The 18,728-nt window shown below is 43.7% G+C and carries 17 protein-coding genes; 6 read left to right on the plus strand and 11 right to left on the minus strand.

Annotation, left to right across the window (positions count from 1 at the left end; translation table 11 throughout):
* Positions 1-17: 17 nt before the first annotated feature.
* The 10 genes from BM008_RS07035 to BM008_RS07080 all read right to left on the minus strand — a co-directional run bounded on the left by BM008_RS07035 (position 18) and on the right by BM008_RS07080 (position 11,197).
* Positions 18-2,129: a MutS-related protein gene (locus BM008_RS07035; RefSeq protein WP_091935306.1), complete on the minus strand. Its 2,112-nt coding sequence runs from the start codon at positions 2,127-2,129 to the stop codon at positions 18-20.
* Positions 2,129-2,974, minus strand: coding sequence for a DUF4130 domain-containing protein (locus BM008_RS07040; RefSeq protein ID WP_245747946.1), 846 nt, complete (start codon positions 2,972-2,974; stop codon positions 2,129-2,131). Before BM008_RS07040 ends, BM008_RS07035 begins: the two co-directional genes overlap by 1 nt.
* A complete protein-coding gene (locus tag BM008_RS07045; protein ID WP_245747948.1) occupies positions 2,971-4,113 on the minus strand; it encodes a radical SAM protein in 1,143 nt (380 codons plus the stop codon). The genes BM008_RS07040 and BM008_RS07045 overlap by 4 nt, the downstream gene beginning before the upstream one ends.
* 183 nt (positions 4,114-4,296) lie before the next feature.
* Complete coding sequence (locus BM008_RS07050) at positions 4,297-4,851, minus strand: ArsR family transcriptional regulator (RefSeq protein WP_091935308.1); 555 nt, start codon at positions 4,849-4,851, stop codon at positions 4,297-4,299.
* 129 nt (positions 4,852-4,980) lie between these two features.
* A complete protein-coding gene (locus tag BM008_RS07055) occupies positions 4,981-5,961 on the minus strand; it encodes an apurinic/apyrimidinic endonuclease family protein (protein WP_091935333.1) in 981 nt (326 codons plus the stop codon).
* A 21-nt stretch (positions 5,962-5,982) separates the two neighbouring features.
* On the minus strand, positions 5,983-7,182 hold the full coding sequence (locus tag BM008_RS07060) for an adenosylcobinamide amidohydrolase (RefSeq protein ID WP_091935336.1): 1,200 nt from the start codon (positions 7,180-7,182) through the stop codon (positions 5,983-5,985).
* 153 nt (positions 7,183-7,335) lie between these two features.
* Positions 7,336-8,793, minus strand: coding sequence for an MATE family efflux transporter (locus BM008_RS07065; protein WP_091935338.1), 1,458 nt, complete (start codon positions 8,791-8,793; stop codon positions 7,336-7,338).
* The gene (locus BM008_RS07070) at positions 8,786-9,271 is read right to left on the minus strand and encodes a MarR family winged helix-turn-helix transcriptional regulator (protein ID WP_091935341.1); all 486 of its coding nucleotides are present in this window, start codon (positions 9,269-9,271) and stop codon (positions 8,786-8,788) included. Before BM008_RS07070 ends, BM008_RS07065 begins: the two co-directional genes overlap by 8 nt.
* A gap of 119 nt (positions 9,272-9,390) precedes the next feature.
* The gene (locus tag BM008_RS07075) at positions 9,391-10,305 is read right to left on the minus strand and encodes an ABC transporter ATP-binding protein (protein WP_245747949.1); all 915 of its coding nucleotides are present in this window, start codon (positions 10,303-10,305) and stop codon (positions 9,391-9,393) included.
* A gap of 82 nt (positions 10,306-10,387) precedes the next feature.
* Entirely contained in the window at positions 10,388-11,197 is an 810-nt protein-coding gene (locus tag BM008_RS07080) for a mechanosensitive ion channel family protein (RefSeq protein WP_177187998.1), read from the minus strand.
* Positions 11,198-11,318: 121 nt separating this feature from the next.
* On the opposite strand from BM008_RS07080, the gene BM008_RS07085 reads away from it, so the two are divergent.
* From BM008_RS07085 to BM008_RS15220, 5 genes are all read left to right on the plus strand, one after another.
* Positions 11,319-13,136 (plus strand): ABC transporter permease family protein, encoded by a 1,818-nt coding sequence (locus BM008_RS07085; protein ID WP_245747951.1) that lies wholly within the window; start codon positions 11,319-11,321, stop codon positions 13,134-13,136.
* Entirely contained in the window at positions 13,129-14,232 is a 1,104-nt protein-coding gene (locus BM008_RS07090; RefSeq protein WP_245747952.1) for an ABC transporter permease, read from the plus strand. Before BM008_RS07085 ends, BM008_RS07090 begins: the two co-directional genes overlap by 8 nt.
* 27 nt (positions 14,233-14,259) lie before the next feature.
* Positions 14,260-16,080 carry a COG1361 family protein gene (locus BM008_RS07095; protein WP_091935344.1) on the plus strand — a complete coding sequence of 607 codons (1,821 nt, stop codon included), beginning with the start codon at positions 14,260-14,262 and terminating at the stop codon, positions 16,078-16,080.
* A 29-nt stretch (positions 16,081-16,109) separates the two neighbouring features.
* Positions 16,110-16,532: a hypothetical protein gene (locus BM008_RS07100; RefSeq protein ID WP_177187999.1), complete on the plus strand. Its 423-nt coding sequence runs from the start codon at positions 16,110-16,112 to the stop codon at positions 16,530-16,532.
* A 103-nt stretch (positions 16,533-16,635) separates the two neighbouring features.
* On the plus strand, positions 16,636-16,761 hold the full coding sequence (locus BM008_RS15220; RefSeq protein WP_281246267.1) for a hypothetical protein: 126 nt from the start codon (positions 16,636-16,638) through the stop codon (positions 16,759-16,761).
* Positions 16,762-16,922: 161 nt separating this feature from the next.
* On the opposite strand, the gene BM008_RS07105 is transcribed toward BM008_RS15220, so the two are convergent.
* Positions 16,923-17,777, minus strand: a complete 855-nt coding sequence (locus BM008_RS07105; protein ID WP_245747954.1) for an AIM24 family protein — start codon at positions 17,775-17,777, stop codon at positions 16,923-16,925.
* Positions 17,778-17,913: 136 nt separating this feature from the next.
* On the opposite strand from BM008_RS07105, the gene BM008_RS07110 reads away from it, so the two are divergent.
* Positions 17,914-18,705: an alpha/beta fold hydrolase gene (locus BM008_RS07110; RefSeq protein WP_091935346.1), complete on the plus strand. Its 792-nt coding sequence runs from the start codon at positions 17,914-17,916 to the stop codon at positions 18,703-18,705.
* The last annotated feature ends 23 nt before the right edge of the window (positions 18,706-18,728 follow it).

Below are 18,728 nucleotides of genomic sequence, written 5' to 3' on the forward strand. Positions count from 1 at the left end.
TTTTTAATATCACTTTTTCAGAACTTGCTCCTTAATTTATCATAGAAGGCCTGTTCTTTTCCTTTTGTTTTCTTGGAGAGTCTTTCCACTATCAATTCAGGAGTGCTCTTTGCAACATAATTATAGCGAGGACTCCTGTCAACAATAAGGTTCAGGTCAGAGTCTAGTCCACTTGCCTCGATTCCATCAACCCTTATGTCACAGGTGGTGTTCTCCATGATCTGCTCTGAAAGATGGGAAACGAATATTGACATAGTATCATCATTCTCGCTAAGCACCTCCAGGATACCTGCCATGATCTTAGCAGATGCACCTGGCTCTGTTATTGATTCAAGCTCATCTGCCAGTACGAATTTTGAAGACTCATCAGCAACGACAGAGAATTCTGTGAGCGTTGTCTCGAAAGCACCTGCATCAAGTGTCCCTTTAGACTTGGCAAAGTAGTACATCGATTCCGTGAGAGAGATCTCCATAGCTTCTGCAGGAACAGGGAAACCCATATGCGCAAGGATAATACTTTGTGCCAGAAGTTCCAGAAGTGAGGTCTTACCTCCTGAATTTACACCACTTAACAATACGACCTTACTCATCTCATCTTCCGGAGAGAAGCTGTTCTCACCTACTGAGTAGTCTATAGGTATAACATCGCCATGTCTGGAAAGCAGGAAAAGGTTCCTTCCGTTCTTAAAACCAATTCCAGTGCTTGTAGAGATAGCAGGCATAACAAGACCATATGTACATGCAAAAGAACCTATGGCAAAACCCACATCGAAATCAAGGACCTCTCGGGCAAGTTCCCGGGACAGCTCCCTGTAGGAAGACAGGATACGTGAAACCTCACGCTTATGGTTGAACTTTCTCTTCTGGGAACTTTTTATGAGATATTGCTTCAAAGCACCAAGGCTATCAACATCCGCTTCCACCGGATGCATGATATCTTCCGGGAAAAGTGAATCCACCATCAACCGTTCTTTCTTCTCAAGCTGAAGGTCATTGCATATCTTTTCGATCCCTTGTTTGATTATCGAGTGATAACTCTTGTGAAGCGTCTTACCAAGCATATCCTTAAGCTCAATAGAGCCGTTCATGACCTTCAGCATATCCTGACCACTTAATGTCATTTGACTCTTCTCAAGACACGAGTTGAGTTCATCATTAACGAAGGTCACAGACTCCGATACGCAAGACGGAAGTCTTTCAATTGCACTGGTGATCCTGTCAAGTTCTTCATCGGTACCATGGACAATATCACCATCCTCATCGATCAGAGATAATGTTGAAGCCAGAAGTTCAAGAGTATCATCGTCCATCCGGTCAAAGAAGCGGATCCCTTTGGAACGCAACAATCTTACGGCCTTTATAGAAGATTCCAGTGACTTTAAGTTCCTGGAAAATGCAAATATTTCCTTCTCGGGTACAACCTTAAAATCCTCAAGGTCCTGCAGGTCAGTAATGAACTCAGGTTCTACATCCTCCGGAAAGTCGAAAGCCAGATAATCATCACCTACAGCGATCACCTGTGAAAATCCTCTGGAAACATCGATGAACTCCGAAAGCGAACGGGTAAAATGAACATCAATGAGACCTGCAAAACGCTTCCTTGCATACTCATAGCTATCCTGATCAGATGTTATGATGACCCTGTCCCTTACCTTTGGATATTGATGCTTGAAATTAAGCTGGGAGACTTTAGGAAGCAATTCTGCTATTGCCCCATCCCCTTCAAGGACAGTTGCTGTTTCCATATAGTAAGAAACTGACCTGCGTATCTGCATGATCTTTTCAGCCTTACTGCCAGGATATGGGAAGAACACATGTAGTTTATCTCTTGAATAACGTGTGTGTGCGAATTCCTTGATGATATCCAGAAGTTTCTCATAGACATCCATTGATTCCCTGGTCCTCAGGAAATCGGTCACATTAACGCCTTCCACCCTGGAAGCTACATCCTGTATGAGAGAAATAGCATAACGCTGCCCAATACCCTCTACCTCGGATATGCTGGCAATATCACCAGCAAGGATGGCATCAAGTGCCTGATCCTCACTGCCAAAATGTTCAACAAAGCGTTTTGACATCTTATCCCCTATCCGGGGAATGTCCTGTAGTGACCTGACCTCAGCTATCATTATACCTCCGACCGAGAAGCAAAACTATCCAGAGTACAGTTTGCAATTCCCCTTTCAACCTTGTAACTATCCCTTTCTGACATCTTGCTCATAGATGCCGATGCTTTGGGTTGTAAGCCCCTTGCATGACCTTTGTTCCTTCTCTTTGGAATGAACTGTGAATCATAATACATATCCCACAGGTCGTCTACCTCATCATGCATATCTGCAAACTCCAGACTTCCTGCAAGAGATGCAGGAACCTGTGTGTAAGTCTCCAGTCCTACATGGCCACCATTACCGATCCATGCAATATCCCCTTCTATCACTGAAACAGGAAGATCGGGATTCTTCCTTGCAAGCCAGCGACAGAACATGTCACCTATCTGATGAGGAGAATCCACCTTCACAGTAAGTACTCCATTGACAGAACATGGACGGGCGAACATACACAAGCGATGATATGAGCGGCTTACATCACGCATATAATTGTAATATTTCTTACCTGTAACACTCTTCCCGGAATAAAGTAGTTCAGCATTGCCTTCGCACGAACATAGAAAATGTACAAGCTCGATCGCTCTTGAACTTCTGTGCCTTAGAACCAGAGAGATGTAGCCTTCGACATCAGGATCACGCTGGAACATCCTTAGACGCTGCTTTCCAAAAAGAGCATTCACGAGTTTAGTAGTATCCTTAGTACCCCTGAACCCAAGAGCCTTGACATTTTCAATACCTGAAAAGTCCATCTTTTGCTGCAGATCTTCCCTGTCCTTTGCAGATATGAGTTCACAGCCGAGATCATCCATCAGTTCCATACAGGCAAGAAGGATACCTTCAACAGATTCCCTGAAAGCCACTATCATGCGCCTACCCCTGCAAAAGAGAAAAGGTTGGTTTGCCTTTTTCCATTGATCTCAATGAACGGACGTGCACGGGTAAGTACAACACCCATACGTGCAAGTTCCTTCTCCGAACTTATTGGCCTTGACCGCAGGATCCTGTTAGCTCCTACAGGACCGATCCCGGGTACCCTGAGAAGGTCCTCCCTGCTTGCAGTGTTGATGTTAACAGGGAACATATCAGGACTGCATGAAGCAAGCAGCATCTTGGGATCAACATCAAGAAGGAATCCATTATCATCAAGAACACCATCAAGGTCACGTGCTGTCAGGCCATAGTCCTTCAAAAGATACGAGGTCTGATATAGCCTTGTTTCCCTCCAAAGAGGTGAAGCCTCATTGTTCTCAAGAGGTGTAGATGGAACCGGATCAAAGCTCATGAAATAAGGCCTCCTTAGTTCATATTTGTCCATGAACCTCTCAACGGTCCCGATGATCTCTCTGTCTGGCTCCTGTAATGCACCCACTACGAACTGAGTGTCATTGGCACCTATGATCCTGCCTCTGAAACCCTCCTCACGTCTTTTCTTGTTAATGAGGTCACGGGTCCATTGTAAGCGCTGGAGAACATCGTTCTTATAATCGAAGTTCGGACATATTTCAGAATAGTTCATTGAACTTGTTGTCTCTGCATTCACACCGAACTTATTTGCAGTATCAGCGATCTCCTCAAGAAGATACTTCGGGGTCCCGGGCATCACACGGATGTGAACGTAACCTGTGAAGCCCTGTTTACGCAGAAGACTTGCAACCTCAAGTTGTTTTTCTGCGGTCCTCTCAGCATCACCTATTACGCCAGAGGATAGAAAGAGTCCCTCTATAGCATTCCTTCGATAGAATGACCATGTGATCTTCACGATCTCCTCGGGAGTTAATGATGCACGCACAGAATCCCTGCCACACCTGTTAGGACAATACGTACACTCCCCAGAGCACGCATTGGTCATCAGGGTCTTATAGAGCTGTATACAGCGGCCATCCGGTCCAAAGGCATGACAGACAGCGCTCTGATTGCAACTGTCGTATTTCGTGCCTTCGGACAATACTCTCATCCTTTCCATAAGCGTCATATGGTGCTCATTAACAGGACTTCTGTGGGTCATCAATGAAGCAATATGCAGGGTATGGATATAAGTAACTGGCAAGCGGGGTGAAAGTATTACCTCGAAGGATTTTGAAAAATAAAGCCACCGGAAGCCATAAACAAAATATAAGAACAGAATTAGAAAGAGGAAAGAATGTATATTGATATCACGAAGATATCGAACATGTAGACATAAAGAGGATCATTCCTCTTTAATCTTAACCTTCACTTTCAATATACTTATAGGCTCCAGTTTCTTCCACATTACAGTAGAATTACTGTCAAATTTGAATTCATTAACGTTCTTATCGGAGAATACACCATCTACTTCATAGATGAAAAAGCCCTCTTCGCCATTTGTAGAGACAATATTATCCTGACCGTGTACATTCTTGACCTCCACGACTGCAGCCTTTTTGAGAGCTTCCAGAAGTGTAGCTCCTTTGTCAACTTCAACTGTTCTTGAAGGTGCAAATATATCCAGTGCATTGAAGATGTTCTTGTTGTTCAATTGCAGGACGTGCGTCTTACCGTAGACCTTACGCAGAATAAGATCAGCATCTTCCAGGATATTTGCATGCTTTGCAGCAACAGGAACAGATATGCTAAGTTCCCTGGCAAGTTCGGAGATATGCATCTCACCCTCAGTAAGCTTTTGCAGCATCCTGAGTCTTGTCTCACTACCAAGAGCACTGAAAAGTTTCAAGCGATCAGTGTTCTCCGGGTTCTCGGAATCATTGTTATCGAGAGTGCTCATAAATAGAAGTAATTGATGAGTCACATATATAGTTTTCTATGTAAACCATGCAGAAAACGGGTCAAAAATGAAATAAATATAAAAAAAATACTAAAAATAAAAAAATAAAATATGTCCACAGTCAGATTATCATGAGTGCAATGCACGCCTCTGCATAGCTATCTTCTCATCCAGAGAATGAATATCATTTGAAACGAACTCATGTGTCAGAAAATCAGGGGATACAAGATCAACGATCTCAGAACATCTTTCACTTGTAAATGGCATATGGTGATCCATTTGTTCAAGGACACCCATTACAGAGATAAGACGTTCATGAAATGACATCTCATCAAAACCCGATGGCACTTCCAGCTCCAACGACCTGCGCATATACTCTCCTGAAAGACTGCAATGGAAATGCATGCCTTCGATCCTTTCTATGAACTCCGCCGAATGAGCTGAAAGGACATCAAGGACCGTGTCAATTGCACAATTCTCATCATCGCAGCTCAAAGTTGCATTCATCAGGTGTCCCGTATCAAGCACAAAGGCCCAGTTATCAAAATCCAGCATCTCAGCAAAATGTTCTACGTTCATGGGTTCAAGGAATGTAAGACCCGGCCACCACAGATTCTCGAAAAAGAGCCTGACCGGCGGTTCCCCTCCGGGATACATGGACACAGCTTTATTTAAGAACTCAGCCGTGGTCGCCAGCACATCATGGTCCGTGCAATCAAAACAACGCGTGAACACCTGTTCCATTTCAGCATAGGAAACATGGAACACACCATACGAAGCATCAAGTTTTGCTGCATTATCAATGGAAGCCCGGAAATTATCAATGACCTCATCACGGCTCCCTCCTCCAAAAACATAAACCTTTTCGAACTCTTCCATTTCCTGGGAGAAAGCGGAAGGGTCAGCCCATGCCCTGTGCCTCCCCATCCAGTACGGCAGATGAACACCTTCTATCAGGTCAACTGGCACTTCCGGAAGTGGAGATGAATCCACAAAGAGCTCCAGGCCATCAAGATCATGCCTGACTAGAAAATTCCGGATCAGGTCCCAATCACTATCGAACATCTTCATATCGGTCTCGTAAAGGGACAGGTTCATCAGTTCTTTCATTTTCACACCAATATTATGGAGTTATTTTTCAAATGCAGTGTTACAGAGACCATCTGTATCACAGTTCTTTGCAAGCCATGCAGTAACACGTATCCAGTTCTCAATGATAGTATCCTTCTCATCAGTAAGGATATCGAAAGGAATGGAAGCTTCGATCCCAAGCATCACGGGCAGACCCTTCATAATTGAAACCGCCACCTTCCTGCCAGCGGTCTCAGGTACAAGACCCCAAGAGATCTCATCCACTATATGAAGTATAGACCCTGTGGCACTTACAAGTGCAGGACTTTTCGATAACTCCCGTAGTATCTTGAAAAAGGCTGCCTTACGATTATCCCCTTCCATATGGGAAGCTACCTTCCAGTAGTGACCCTCATCGATACCGAACCTCTCAAGTCTCACAAGCATATCCCTCTGTGAAAGGACCGTCAGATCAGACTGCATCTCAAGTGCCTTGTGGGTACATTCGATCACAGCCTTCCCTATAAGCTCACCAAGTTTGGAATGATGTCCTGCATCCGTTAACAACAAAGAGCTTGTGCCATCTGCCACCACAGCTATCATATCGGTCCCCGATCCCGTGGCAATTCCATTAGAATAACGACTGGGTGCCATGAGTTGCTGCAAAGCTGCAGTCTTTGCTTCGGTTGCAGTGATAACCGCCCTTGCCATTGCATAATCAGGAAGGTCTGCACCGATGACAAGAATAGTATTTATGGTCCCCTGAATGAACTGATGAGAACCGTCTTCCTGATAATATGATGCAGGATCTCCGGCACGGCCACCATTGACCTCTATGCCAGCAGTTATTATAGCAGTAACTTCCACACCACGGAACGATCTTGTGACTATTGAAACGTTGTCCATATTAGCAGCTGTCAAAAGCCCGGTGGATGTGTCAGGGTCCTCTCCCAGCCTTTTTGCAATAATAGAAAGATAAGCAGGTATGCTGCCGCCATCCAGTTCCTTAGGAGCATGTTTGCCCTTTGGGACCCTGTGATTGAAAATGGTCCTGATATCCTCCCTGTAACCACCGTTGAGCCAGGATGTTGTCAGCGTCTTCCTTCCTTCCGGCAGACTGAGAACAATAGAATCCTTTTGTCTGTATACTTTTTCCTTTCCCGTGGTCTCAAAAAGAAGAATGTTCTTCTTCTCTGAACTTCCTTCCTGAGACTCAGGGATGGTATCCTGATCATCTGCTTTTTGGGACCTTTCTGACATGGGAACCTCAACGCCATTATTCTGTTCTTATGTTAATTTCCTGATACGATACCCTAAATGGAAAATACAGGAAAATAAAACTCATTAAAGAGTATATCCCGGTGTGCATTAAATATCTTTTGAATTTGAACAGAGGAAGGGATCAGGCAGACATCATACCCTTAGTTCCTCATGCTCGGGCAATTTATGTGGTACATCAATTGCTATTCCAGACCTCAGTAACTTTGTGACATAAGCCCTTGCCCACAAGAAGATGAACATGGACCCCATGGCATTACCTATGACCATTCCCCACCAGATACCGATCAATCCCATATCAAGACTGAAAGCAAAGAACACTGCAAAGATGGGGACAAATATCAAAGCACGCAGAATTGTTGCGAGGAGAGCATTCAGACCTTTCCCAACTCCCTGGAAAAGAGCCGATGAGAGCATTCCAAGTGATACCATCGGGTAAAATATACAGATGATCCTGAGGAAAACTATGAGATCATCAGTGATGTGAGCAGCACTATCCGAAAGGGTGAATACTGTAGCTATCTGCGGGGCAAAGACGAAGGTAAGAATAGCAATACCGGTCTCTACAAGAAGACCGACCTTCATGGAATATATGTGTGAGAAGGATACCTTATCGTATGAACCCTCACCATACGCAAAACCTGACAATGTCACAACAGCTGTTGAAACACCTATAAGAGGTGCGATCGCAATGGTGACAACACGCCATCCAACAGTGTAGACAGCCACACCATCAGTGTCACTGACAGCTATAATAATAACATTCATCACAAGCATCATCAATGCCATTGATGTTTGCTGAACTGCAGCAGGAATACCGACCTTGAAGATATCCCTGAGAATATCCGTTCCAAACCTGAAATCCTTGAAATCAAAGGACAGGTAAGTATCTTTCTTAAAGAACAACCAGCTAGCCATCATAACCGAGGTTACGCCCATTGACAGTACAGTAGCCCATGCTGCACCTGAAACACCCATACCGAGCTTATAGATGAATATAGGATCAAGGATTATATTCAGGACCGAACCGAATATCAGGGCATTCATAGCTCTCTTGGTATCACCTTCACTACGAAGGATGGCATTTGCAACATTTGTAAAGAACAAAAGGATACTGCCACCAAAGATGATGCGACCATATTCACTGGCCATACCAGCCGTCTTTCCAGCACCTATGAGTACGAATATAGGTTCGGCAAATATGTAAAGTGGAATCGTGAAAGCTGCTGAAAGCAGCACCATAAGGATCATAGTATGGACAGCAACATTATCTGCACCAACCTTATCCTTAGAACCAAGTCTGCGGGATATTGCTGATCCGGCACCTACTCCAAGCCCGTTAGATAATGCGATGATAACAAAGAAGAACGGGAAGACAAAACCCACGGCTGCAAGGGCATCCGCACCAAGACCCGATACCCAGAAGGTATCTACAAGATTATACAGGGTCTGTATCGACATACCAAGCATCATTGGCAGTGCCAGCTTGATCATAGCCTTTTTGGGATCACCCAGCAAAGCCTTCATTCCTGATGTTGATCTCACATATCCGGGTTTCACACCAGCTTCATTTCCGTTGTTTTTATCAGCCATTCAAAGTCTTCCTGGTCTCGTTCTCTTCTGCGATGTTCATGGCTGCTTTTCCAATAAGGGCGATGAACATAGCCTTTTCTTCATCATTGAAACCCTTAAGAAGAACATCATTGAGCTTTGCGCTTATGTCGAACAATACAGATTCCATCTCATGCCCCTTATCGGTAAGATAGATACAATAAGCACGCTTGTCATTGGGATCCCTTTTCCTTGAAACAAAACCCAGATCTTCAAGCTTGTTCACTGAGCGGGTGATGGTTGCCCGGTCATACCTCAACATGCTTGCAAGTGATTCCTGACTGACACCCTCATGATGTAGCAGACGCATTAAAAAGGGAAACTGGCCGCTTCCAATTCCGTAGGGTTCAAGTTCCTTTGAAAGATAGATATTTATCGATCTGAAAAGATGCGAAATGTCCCTTCCAATCGATTCATGCTTTTTTATGCAGCAAATTGATCCATGGCCGCTCTCATTCATCGGGATATCACCAAAATAATATTAAACATATTGTTGCTTACGCAATTATTGCATATGCAACTAATTAATAAAAAGATATCCATCTAAGAAAAATACAAAAACCAGTGATAAAAAGAGGATCAGTCAACGAAAAGCTCGACACCCATCAGTTCAAGGAAGATCTCCTCAAGTGATGGAACGATCGTACGCATCTCGACAATATCTCCGCCTTCCGATGCAACCCATTTTGTTGTCTGGTTCACCACATTGATATCATTGGTAATGACCACATAGGTCCCATCCATATCCTTGAAATCGGCAATAATATATCCATCGATATTATCCACCTTGAACTCAAGACGATACTGGATCTTACCATATTCCTTACGGATCTCCTCGGCAGTACCAAGTGTCACAAGCTTCCCATTCTTAAGGATCAGGATCCTGTCACAGAGACTCTCGACCTGATACAGGTTATGGGCAGTGAATATAATGGTCTTTCCTGAGCTTTTCAGTGAGCGGACATAATCTGTGATATATCTGGAGGTCATTGGGTCCAGACCCGATGCAGGCTCATCATATATCAGGATATCAGGATCATTGATAAGTGAACGTGCTATGGCAACCTTACGTTTCATACCTTTTGAGAGGTCACCTATCTTCTTGCCATCGGCATTGAGAGCAAGATCAAAAAGAAGTTCACGTATCCTTTTCTTTGCGCGGTCTTTGGGAACACTGTACAATTCAGCAAAGAACATCAGGTAATCTTCCACACCCATGCTCTCATAGAGAGGGGACTCTTCAGGAAGGAAACCAAGGAAAGATTTGATCTCAACAGAATCATTTGAAACATCAAGACCTTTCATGTAGATATTACCGGAAGTAGGTCTGATCAGACTGCTGAGCATCTTCAAAGTAGTGGTCTTACCTGCCCCGTTAGGGCCCACTATACCGAAGATCTGCCCTTTTGAAACTGAAAAAGAAAGGTTATCAACAGCAACAAAATCGCCATATTCTTTTCTGAGTCCGTTAACTTCGATTATCCCAGGTTCCACAATATGACTATATTCGTTACTATATATAAACGATGTTATAAAATAATAGAAAGCATAGTTGGGAACAACTATGCATTAAGCCTCAAAGCCTGGACATATGCACATCCAGCTGAGGGAACGGGATCTCAATATCTTCCTTACCGTATGCTGCATGTATTGCTATTGTAAGGTCGTTCTTAACAGCCCAGAAATCACCTGTGTTGACCCAGGCACGCAATTGCAGGTTCACGGAGGAATCCGCAAGTTCAGTTGTTACAACTGCCGGAGCAGGGTCAGCAAGCACACGGGAATCCTGTTTGATCACATCCATAGCGACCTGTACTGCTCTTGGGATATCCGTTGCATAAGCTACGCCAACATCCACACCAACTCTGCGTGTTGGCATACGAGTAGCGTTAACAATTGGACTGCCCCATACGATCTTATTTGGTACTGTGATGAACTGATTATCAGGCGTCAGAAGCTCTGTTGCCATGATACCAACTGCATGGACCTTTCCTGAAAGACCATTTACGGTTACAAATTCATCTTTATCGAGAGGTCTCAGGGATGCTATCCACACACCTGCTGCCATATTGTTCAATGAATCCTGCATACCGAATCCAAGGACCAGACCTATGACCGCTGAAAGACCTACGACCACAGAGCTTACATCGACCTTCAGTGCACTCACAACTGCCAGCAACACTGCAACATAGAGCAATGCACGCAGGAAGCGCACAAGGAATTCAACAACAAGCTCAGGAAGCTTCGTCTTTTTCAGGCTGTTCCTGAACATTCCGGTGAGGATACCGGCCAACAAAAGACCGGCTACCAGGACCACCAGAGCAAACACAATATCAGCAACCGTTATGGCTGTATAAGGTATAGTTAAAGCTAATATATCTGCCATTTTACCACTCCTATCTGCTATAATATACGAATAATAATGGTGAACTGACTGCATATAACCCTTTTTAATTATATTGCGATCTGTGAAATAGCTATTAATATAATAAGTTACTAATAAAATAATGATGGCAGGCTGGTTAACTATAGCTAAGTGGGAGCTATTACGATCAAAACTTAAATTCGATGTCAAATCAGTGATCATGCTAACATTGTCCCTGATACTGGTGATCATTGCAGCCTATGCTGCGGCCCAGACAGGGATGAGCATGAACCAGAAAATATACCTGGCCGCCGTATCCCAGGCTGATGTACAACCCATCATCGATACCGACCAGAGATTCGATTACGTTGTAGTTGACCGTTTTGCCGCAAGCACCTATTATGAATATGGTGCTGACATGGGCATCATCGGAAGGAACGTCTACCTTGGAGATACACGCAAGGCGGCATCTGCCGGAGATGCACTGGAAAACACTTTCAAGACATACAGAGAACTGACACTGACAGCTTACAATGATGTGAACAACAGTCACCCTGTGTGGGTCACTGTCCATGATCTGGAAAGACCTCAGAACTTCCAGCTTGCAGGAGCAGAAGAGACAGCAGATAGTTTCAGCCGCGGGTTCAATGCAACAACTGGCCTTCCAGAGGGTGTTGATAGCACCGGCGCGGAAGGAGGGTCCAGCGCATCCATCAGAACAGGATCCTCAACTGTATCTCCTGAAGAGATAGCAGCTCTTGATGAAATGGAAGGAAAGACATTCTTTGAGAAACAGACACTGTCCACACCTACAAATTTCTCGCCACCTGTACCATTCACAGCTATCCTTTACGCTTTCCTGTTCATATTTCCGATCTACTTTGTCTCACAGTTCTATTCCACCAGCCTGATGGACGAGCGCACTAACAAGAAAGGAGAACTGGTACTTGCAGCACCCCTCAGAGGAAGGGACGTGATCATCGGTAAGACAGTACCATACCTTCTTATCACTATGGCCATCCAGACAGGTATCACATTTTACATAATCGGCATCCCTTCAACCCTTGCCGGACTTGAACGGGTCGTCCTTGTACTTGCAGCCATACTACCTGTGGTCCTGCTGTTCTTTGCACTCTCATTCTACAGTGCGATCCTTTCGAGGAGCTTCAAAGAACTGACATTTGCAAGCGTGTTCCTTTCAGTGGTCATATCAGGATACCTGTTCTTCCCTGCAATGTTCGCCAATATACATGCCATCAGCTCCATATCACCTATAACTCTCATAGTCAGGCTTATCGAAGGAGAAGAAGTATTGATGAACACGTATCTTTTCTCCACACTTCCATTCTATTTCGTAGCACTCTCAACATATGCGTTTGGAACATTCATCTTCAGAGAAGAGGACCTTTTCACACAGAAGTCCATAAGTTCAAAGATAGTAGACTGTTTTGAGATGTTCCTTTCATACCCATATGGATCTGTTTTCCTGCTGAGCATTATATTCATTCCTTTTGTCTACATGGCACAACTGATGCTCATTGTCATGCTATTCAACCTGCCTGTGCCCTATTCGATAATTGCCATGATAATCCTCTCGGCCATGGCTGAAGAGATCGTGAAGTCAATTGGTATATACACACTGTTCAAGAGAAAGATAGCCAAATTATCACTGAGGAATGCGGTGAAGTATTCAGTGCTCTCAGGTGCAGGATTCTTTGTGGGTGAAAAGGCGGTTGCAGTTCTTACACTGGCACCTATAGCAAGTTCAGCTTTTGGATCTGTGATGACTATGGGTGCACTGCTCCTGATACCTCTGGTACTCCATACAACCACGGTCCTTGTCAGCTCACTTGTCATGTACAAGAAAGGAACACGTTATTATCTGGCATCAGTGGTCCTAGCAACACTTGTACACAGTATTTACAATATAGTGATCCTCAGGGGGTTGTTCTTTGACTAGACACAGAGTATCTGCGAAAAAGATACAGACCATAGCAAAGAAAGAGTTTAAAGAGCTCATGAGGGAGAAGACCTTCATACTTGCTATCATAATTCAGCTTTTCATAGCATCATTCTCAACATTCCTTGTTATCGGGCTCACATCGTTCTATGACCCGAGTATGTTGAACAATATTGAGATGGAAGATACCAACATTGCAGTCGTTGGACTGGAGAGTGATGAATTCTACCAGATACTATTGCAGGAAAGAAATATCAGGCCGTACCTTTACAATGACTTCCAGCTTGCGTACACTGATTTCTATGAACGTAATGTTGATGCTATCATCGTTACTCCGGCAGGAACAGCTGACGGTACGGGACTGTTGAACGTGGATATCTACCTGCCCAAATCGGAGATAAAAGCAACTGTGGTCTCCCTGCAATTGAAGGAACCACTGGAAAGATACGAGCAGAGTGTAAGAGATGTAAGGACACAGAGACTTCCCGGATATACACCGATCGAGTTCAACATAATAAAGAGAGGAATAAAAGCAACCTCTACATACTTCGAATTCATATATGTGGCATTGCTCCCACTGCTTGTATTTACTCCTGCATTCATATCAGGAGGACTTATTGTTGATTTCATAACAGAGGAGTATGAACGCAAGACAATGGATATGCTCCTTGTGACACCTGCCTCTATGCTGGAGATAGTCAGCGGAAAGGCGATGCTTGCAACATTGATCGTTCCGCTCCAGTCTTTTGTATGGATGTTGCTACTTTCAATGAATAGAGTTGAAATAAATAACTCATTTCAGATACTGCTTACAGTGACCATAGTAGCTTTCATACTTGTGATGGCAAGCACGATCATATCGGTCCTTTTCAAGGACAGAGGAGTCGCACAATTGATCTACTCACTTGTCCTGATATTCCTCTTCATGTCATCCTACCTGTTCACCAACTCCCCACTAAACCTTGTAACACGTCTTTCCATAGAAAGTATAGGTGCACTGGAATCATGGACATGGATCGGCATATACATGTCCGTTGGAATTGTTCTTTACACTGCAATGATAATGGCTGTCAGGCATGACCCACATAACATTTAAAACATAAAAATATATAGATGATAATTGATGCCAATTAAAAAACTGTTCTTTTTAATAGCCATTCTTCTGATACTCACAGCCAACGCTAACGCTCTGGGCATCAGGGAAGAGGATATATGGATATTCCAGGGTGCTTATGAGCTTGGAATAGGGGACAGGGCATATCTTGAAGGTTTCACCCTTAAAGTTTACGAGATAGACAGCACCAATGAAGCATCTACCACCCTTCTTATCTACAGGAATGCTGCGTTCAAAGAAGCCTTTGAGGCAGATACCGGATTGAACAATGAGTATATATACAACAGTGAGCTCAAGATCGATGTCATAGATATTGATAATGACGTGGTATCCCTTGAGATATACAAGAAGAAGACAGAACTTGTATGGATCAACGATATACCGAAGACATCATTCAAGACCGGGGACACACTTTCAGGAGATAATTACCGAATAACCCTTGCAGGCATCAATGAAGAAGGAGCCCTTATAGAAGTTGAATATGAAGGTGAGCAGTTTGAAGGGACCTACGTGTCAGGAGAACACCAGAAGTTCTCTGATGAGTTCATGATCAACATAATATACCTGAAAAAAGACACAAAAGAGGTCTTTATCGAAACACTCAAACCCGGTGCACCGCAGATAATGATCGAGAATGCCGATCTTAAGGATAGTTACGAACCCAACGAGTATGTGGAATACGAGCTTATAGTCACAAACAATGGGACAATACCCCTGCATGGGATCATGCTCACTACTGAATCTGATGACGGTAATGTTGAAGTTGTCAGCCAGCAGCATTCCATACTGGAACAGGGAAAATCAAAGGTCTTCCAGATAAAGGTCGACCCGGATATCGAACCAATGGGAAATGACATCAATATCATCTCGAAGGTCCAGGGTTATGATTACAGAGGGAATGAGTACAATACTGAAGCCACTACAGTAGCACATGTCAAACCATATATCGCTATTGAAAAAGAAGTGATATCAAAGGACAAGCCATCAGAAGATCCGGAGTTTGGAACTGAACAGTATTTCCAGATATTGATAACTCTTGAGAACAAGGCGAATTTCCAGACAGCGGTAACAGTCACTGATGAACTGCCAGAATCATTCATCCCTGATGATCTCGAGGACACGGAATGGGTACTATCCCTTGATGCAGGAGAAACAAAGACAATAGAATACTTTGCATCACCTACAGAACCTGGAGATTTCACATTCACACCTGCCACGGTAGTATGGAAAGATGGTGGAGAAACATACACACTTACATCTGAAGAGATCGACCAGACATTCCATGTGAGCGGCTCGAAGGTTGTCCTGACAAAGAGGATAAGTTCCAGCTATATGCTAATTGGAGAAGAGATAACTGTTCAGATCATAGCCAGCAATGATGGTGACAGAACTATTGATGCTTCCTTCCAGGAGACAATTCCTGAAGAACTTGCCTTTGTAAAAGGTGATGATAACTGGCAGGGCACCCTGGAAGCAGGGGAGAGCAGAGAATTCAGCTACACTTTGAGAGCACAAAGCGCTGGAGAGATATACATACCCGGAACCGAACTTAGCTACACTAATGAGAACGACAGGAAAGATAAAGCGACAACTGATGAGATATTCCTTTATATCGACGAGCCTCTCCCGGGTGATGATGAAGTGTACTTTGAGGAGAGCTATGCTGAAGAGAACATTGACTATACTCCGGTTTCCCATACCACTGAACCAGTTGAGATGACAGGAGTTGGAGCAGCTGGTTTCCTTGCATCATCATTTATCGGTCTTTTTGTGATAATAGCACTTGTACCTGCCTTTGCATATTTATATATAATCAGAATATATAAGTAAGAGAAGTTGTTCAACGGGAGATAAGTAGCATGGAAATAATGGCATTCATAGGATCTGCAATGCTTTTTGCAACATTTGCCGCACTCGTGCTCTTTGTCCTGATAAACATGTCATCAAGACTTGCGCTTCTGATCCTTTTCGTGACACCGGTATTAATTGTTCTTTTGATCCCGGAGATATCCATTGCCTTCCTTTCCTATCAACAGATGCTGCTTGCAGAAGGACTTGTACCTATCAACAATTTCCACATATTACTGATGCTCTGGTCAACTCTTATAGGAATTGTCCTGTACACTGAATTCCTGACATGGTACCTCAGCAAAGGAAGAGGAATGAGAAAGGTGAGAACAGGTACTGGTACAGGTCAGAAGTCAAACCCATTTGCAACTTTCAAGGAAAATCTGGCATTTGCTATCGAGAAAGCAAAAGAAGATATGCAGAACCGTAAGTAATCCCCATATTTTTCCAGTTCATTTTCCATTAAGGTTTATTAGGAATAGGGAGTTTATCCTTATGGGGGAAACATCCTGACAGATGAGAACGAGATAGTTGTAGGTGAGAGTGCAGAAGAAGAAGAAACTGTACTGGAACCATGGAGGTCCGCTTTCTATTCTCTTGTATTTCCCGGACTCGGCCAGATGCACAATGGCGAACAAGGAAGAGGTTCCTACTATTTTGTAATTACTTTCATACTGATAATATCATCATATCTTGTGGTGACGATGCTCATATTGGTGGTCTTCTGGATATACAATGTATACCAGGCCTACACCTATGCCAGAAGATACGAAGCTGCAAAAAAAGCCTAGATCAAAAAAGAAGTAAAAGGAGCATCAACTCCTTTATGCAGGATTGTTCCTGTTGTAAGGTGCAGCTGCAAGAGAAGCGACGTTACCTCCAGCGATATAATTGTAGACCGGCTGTGTAGGTGCAACCCAAACTGCTCCTGTTCCTTCGAATGTCTGAAGAAGACCTTCACCTGATGTCAGTTTTCCTGCAATTCCGCTTCCTGCCCTTACTACACTGAAATTGATAGAATCAGATCTTAGAAGAGCGAAGTTACCATCGACCTGGAGTTTCTCATTATCCAGATTATATTTCAAGATCTCAGACATCGGAACAGGGCTCTCAAGGATGCATATACCAGTTCCGCTGATCTTTGTCTGGAACCAGCCTTCTCCTCCAAGCAAGCCTGCACTTATGTTCTTCTGGCTTGCAACACCAACTTCCAGAGTTGATTCTGAGCAGTAGAAGATACCTTTATCGACAATAATAGAACCGCCTTCAAGTTTCACAATGATGAAATGACTGAAACTTGGTTCAAGGAAAACCTCACCTGTCCCCTTATAGAGAGGGTTGAAAGCTGACTCGTTCGTGAGCTTGTTCTTGAGCATCTTCTTTGCAAGGCCACCAACTCCACCTATGTTGGCATCGCATGCAATGTTACCTTTAAGGAACTGAAGTGCCCCCGGCTCGATTATAACACCACTGTTATCGAGTGTGATCTTCACCTGTTTCAGGGACATACCTGCCTTATCAGCATAATAGAGATTCTTTGCAAGAGCAGGGTTCTTACTGCCGGTCAAAGATCGGTACTCAAGTATCTCTGCTTTGAAGTTGCTTTTATCGGCACTGTCAAGAACATTAATGTTGTCATAGAATTTTTCACTTATGATACCACATCCAAGAAAAACCACATCAATAGCCTTACCCTATTGTTGCAGAGTAAATATATTATTATATAAATAATATATAAGCATATCTATATGGATTTTTAACCTTTCAGCCCACATAAGAAGTATAGATATAAATCTGTCACGGAATCGATCCACAGTGCTACCAAATCCCAGAAAATATGGAACAGAACCTTACAGAATCGCAGTCATTCATGGAGGACCGGGAGCTCCGGGAACTGTAGCAGAGCTTGCTGCGGGACTGGCTGGCAGATCAGGAAAAGGAGTTTTGGAACCTCTTCAGACATCCATGAGCATCGAAGGCCAGATCAGTGAACTAAAGAGAATGCTTAGAAGACACGGAAAACTGCCATTGACCCTTGTGGGACATTCATGGGGTGCATGGCTTGCTTTTTTATTTGCTGCACGCTACCCATCCTATGTAAAAAAGCTGATACTCATTGCAAGCGGACCATTTGAAGAAAAGTATGCCACAACAATAATGCAGACAAGACTTGACCGCATGAGCAAGGAAGGCATAGAAGAGTACCTGCATCTCAGTTCAAAGATGAGCGACCCTTCTGTCAGGAATAAGAACCATTTCTTCACCAGATTCGGAAAGCTCATGTCATCTGCCGATTCATTCGACCTTGTACCCTTTGAAGAAACACATCTTGGTTTTCACCATGATGTGAACAAGAGCGTATGGAGCGAGGCAAGCTACCTCAGGAAAAGTGGAAAACTCCTGAGGACAGGTTTCCAGATCAAATGTCCGGTGGTTGCGATACATGGATGTTATGATCCGCACCCGTTCGAAGGTGTGGAAGAACCATTATCAAGAGTTATCATTGATCTTAGATTCATACTGCTGGAAAAATGCGGGCACTATCCGTGGCTGGAAAGACATGCTTCTGAGGAATTCTACCAGTTGATGGAAAAAGAGGTCATCTAAAAAAAGAAATTATAAATAAAAAG

The organism is Methanolobus profundi (assembly GCF_900114835.1).
Lineage (GTDB): Archaea > Halobacteriota > Methanosarcinia > Methanosarcinales > Methanosarcinaceae > Methanolobus > Methanolobus profundi.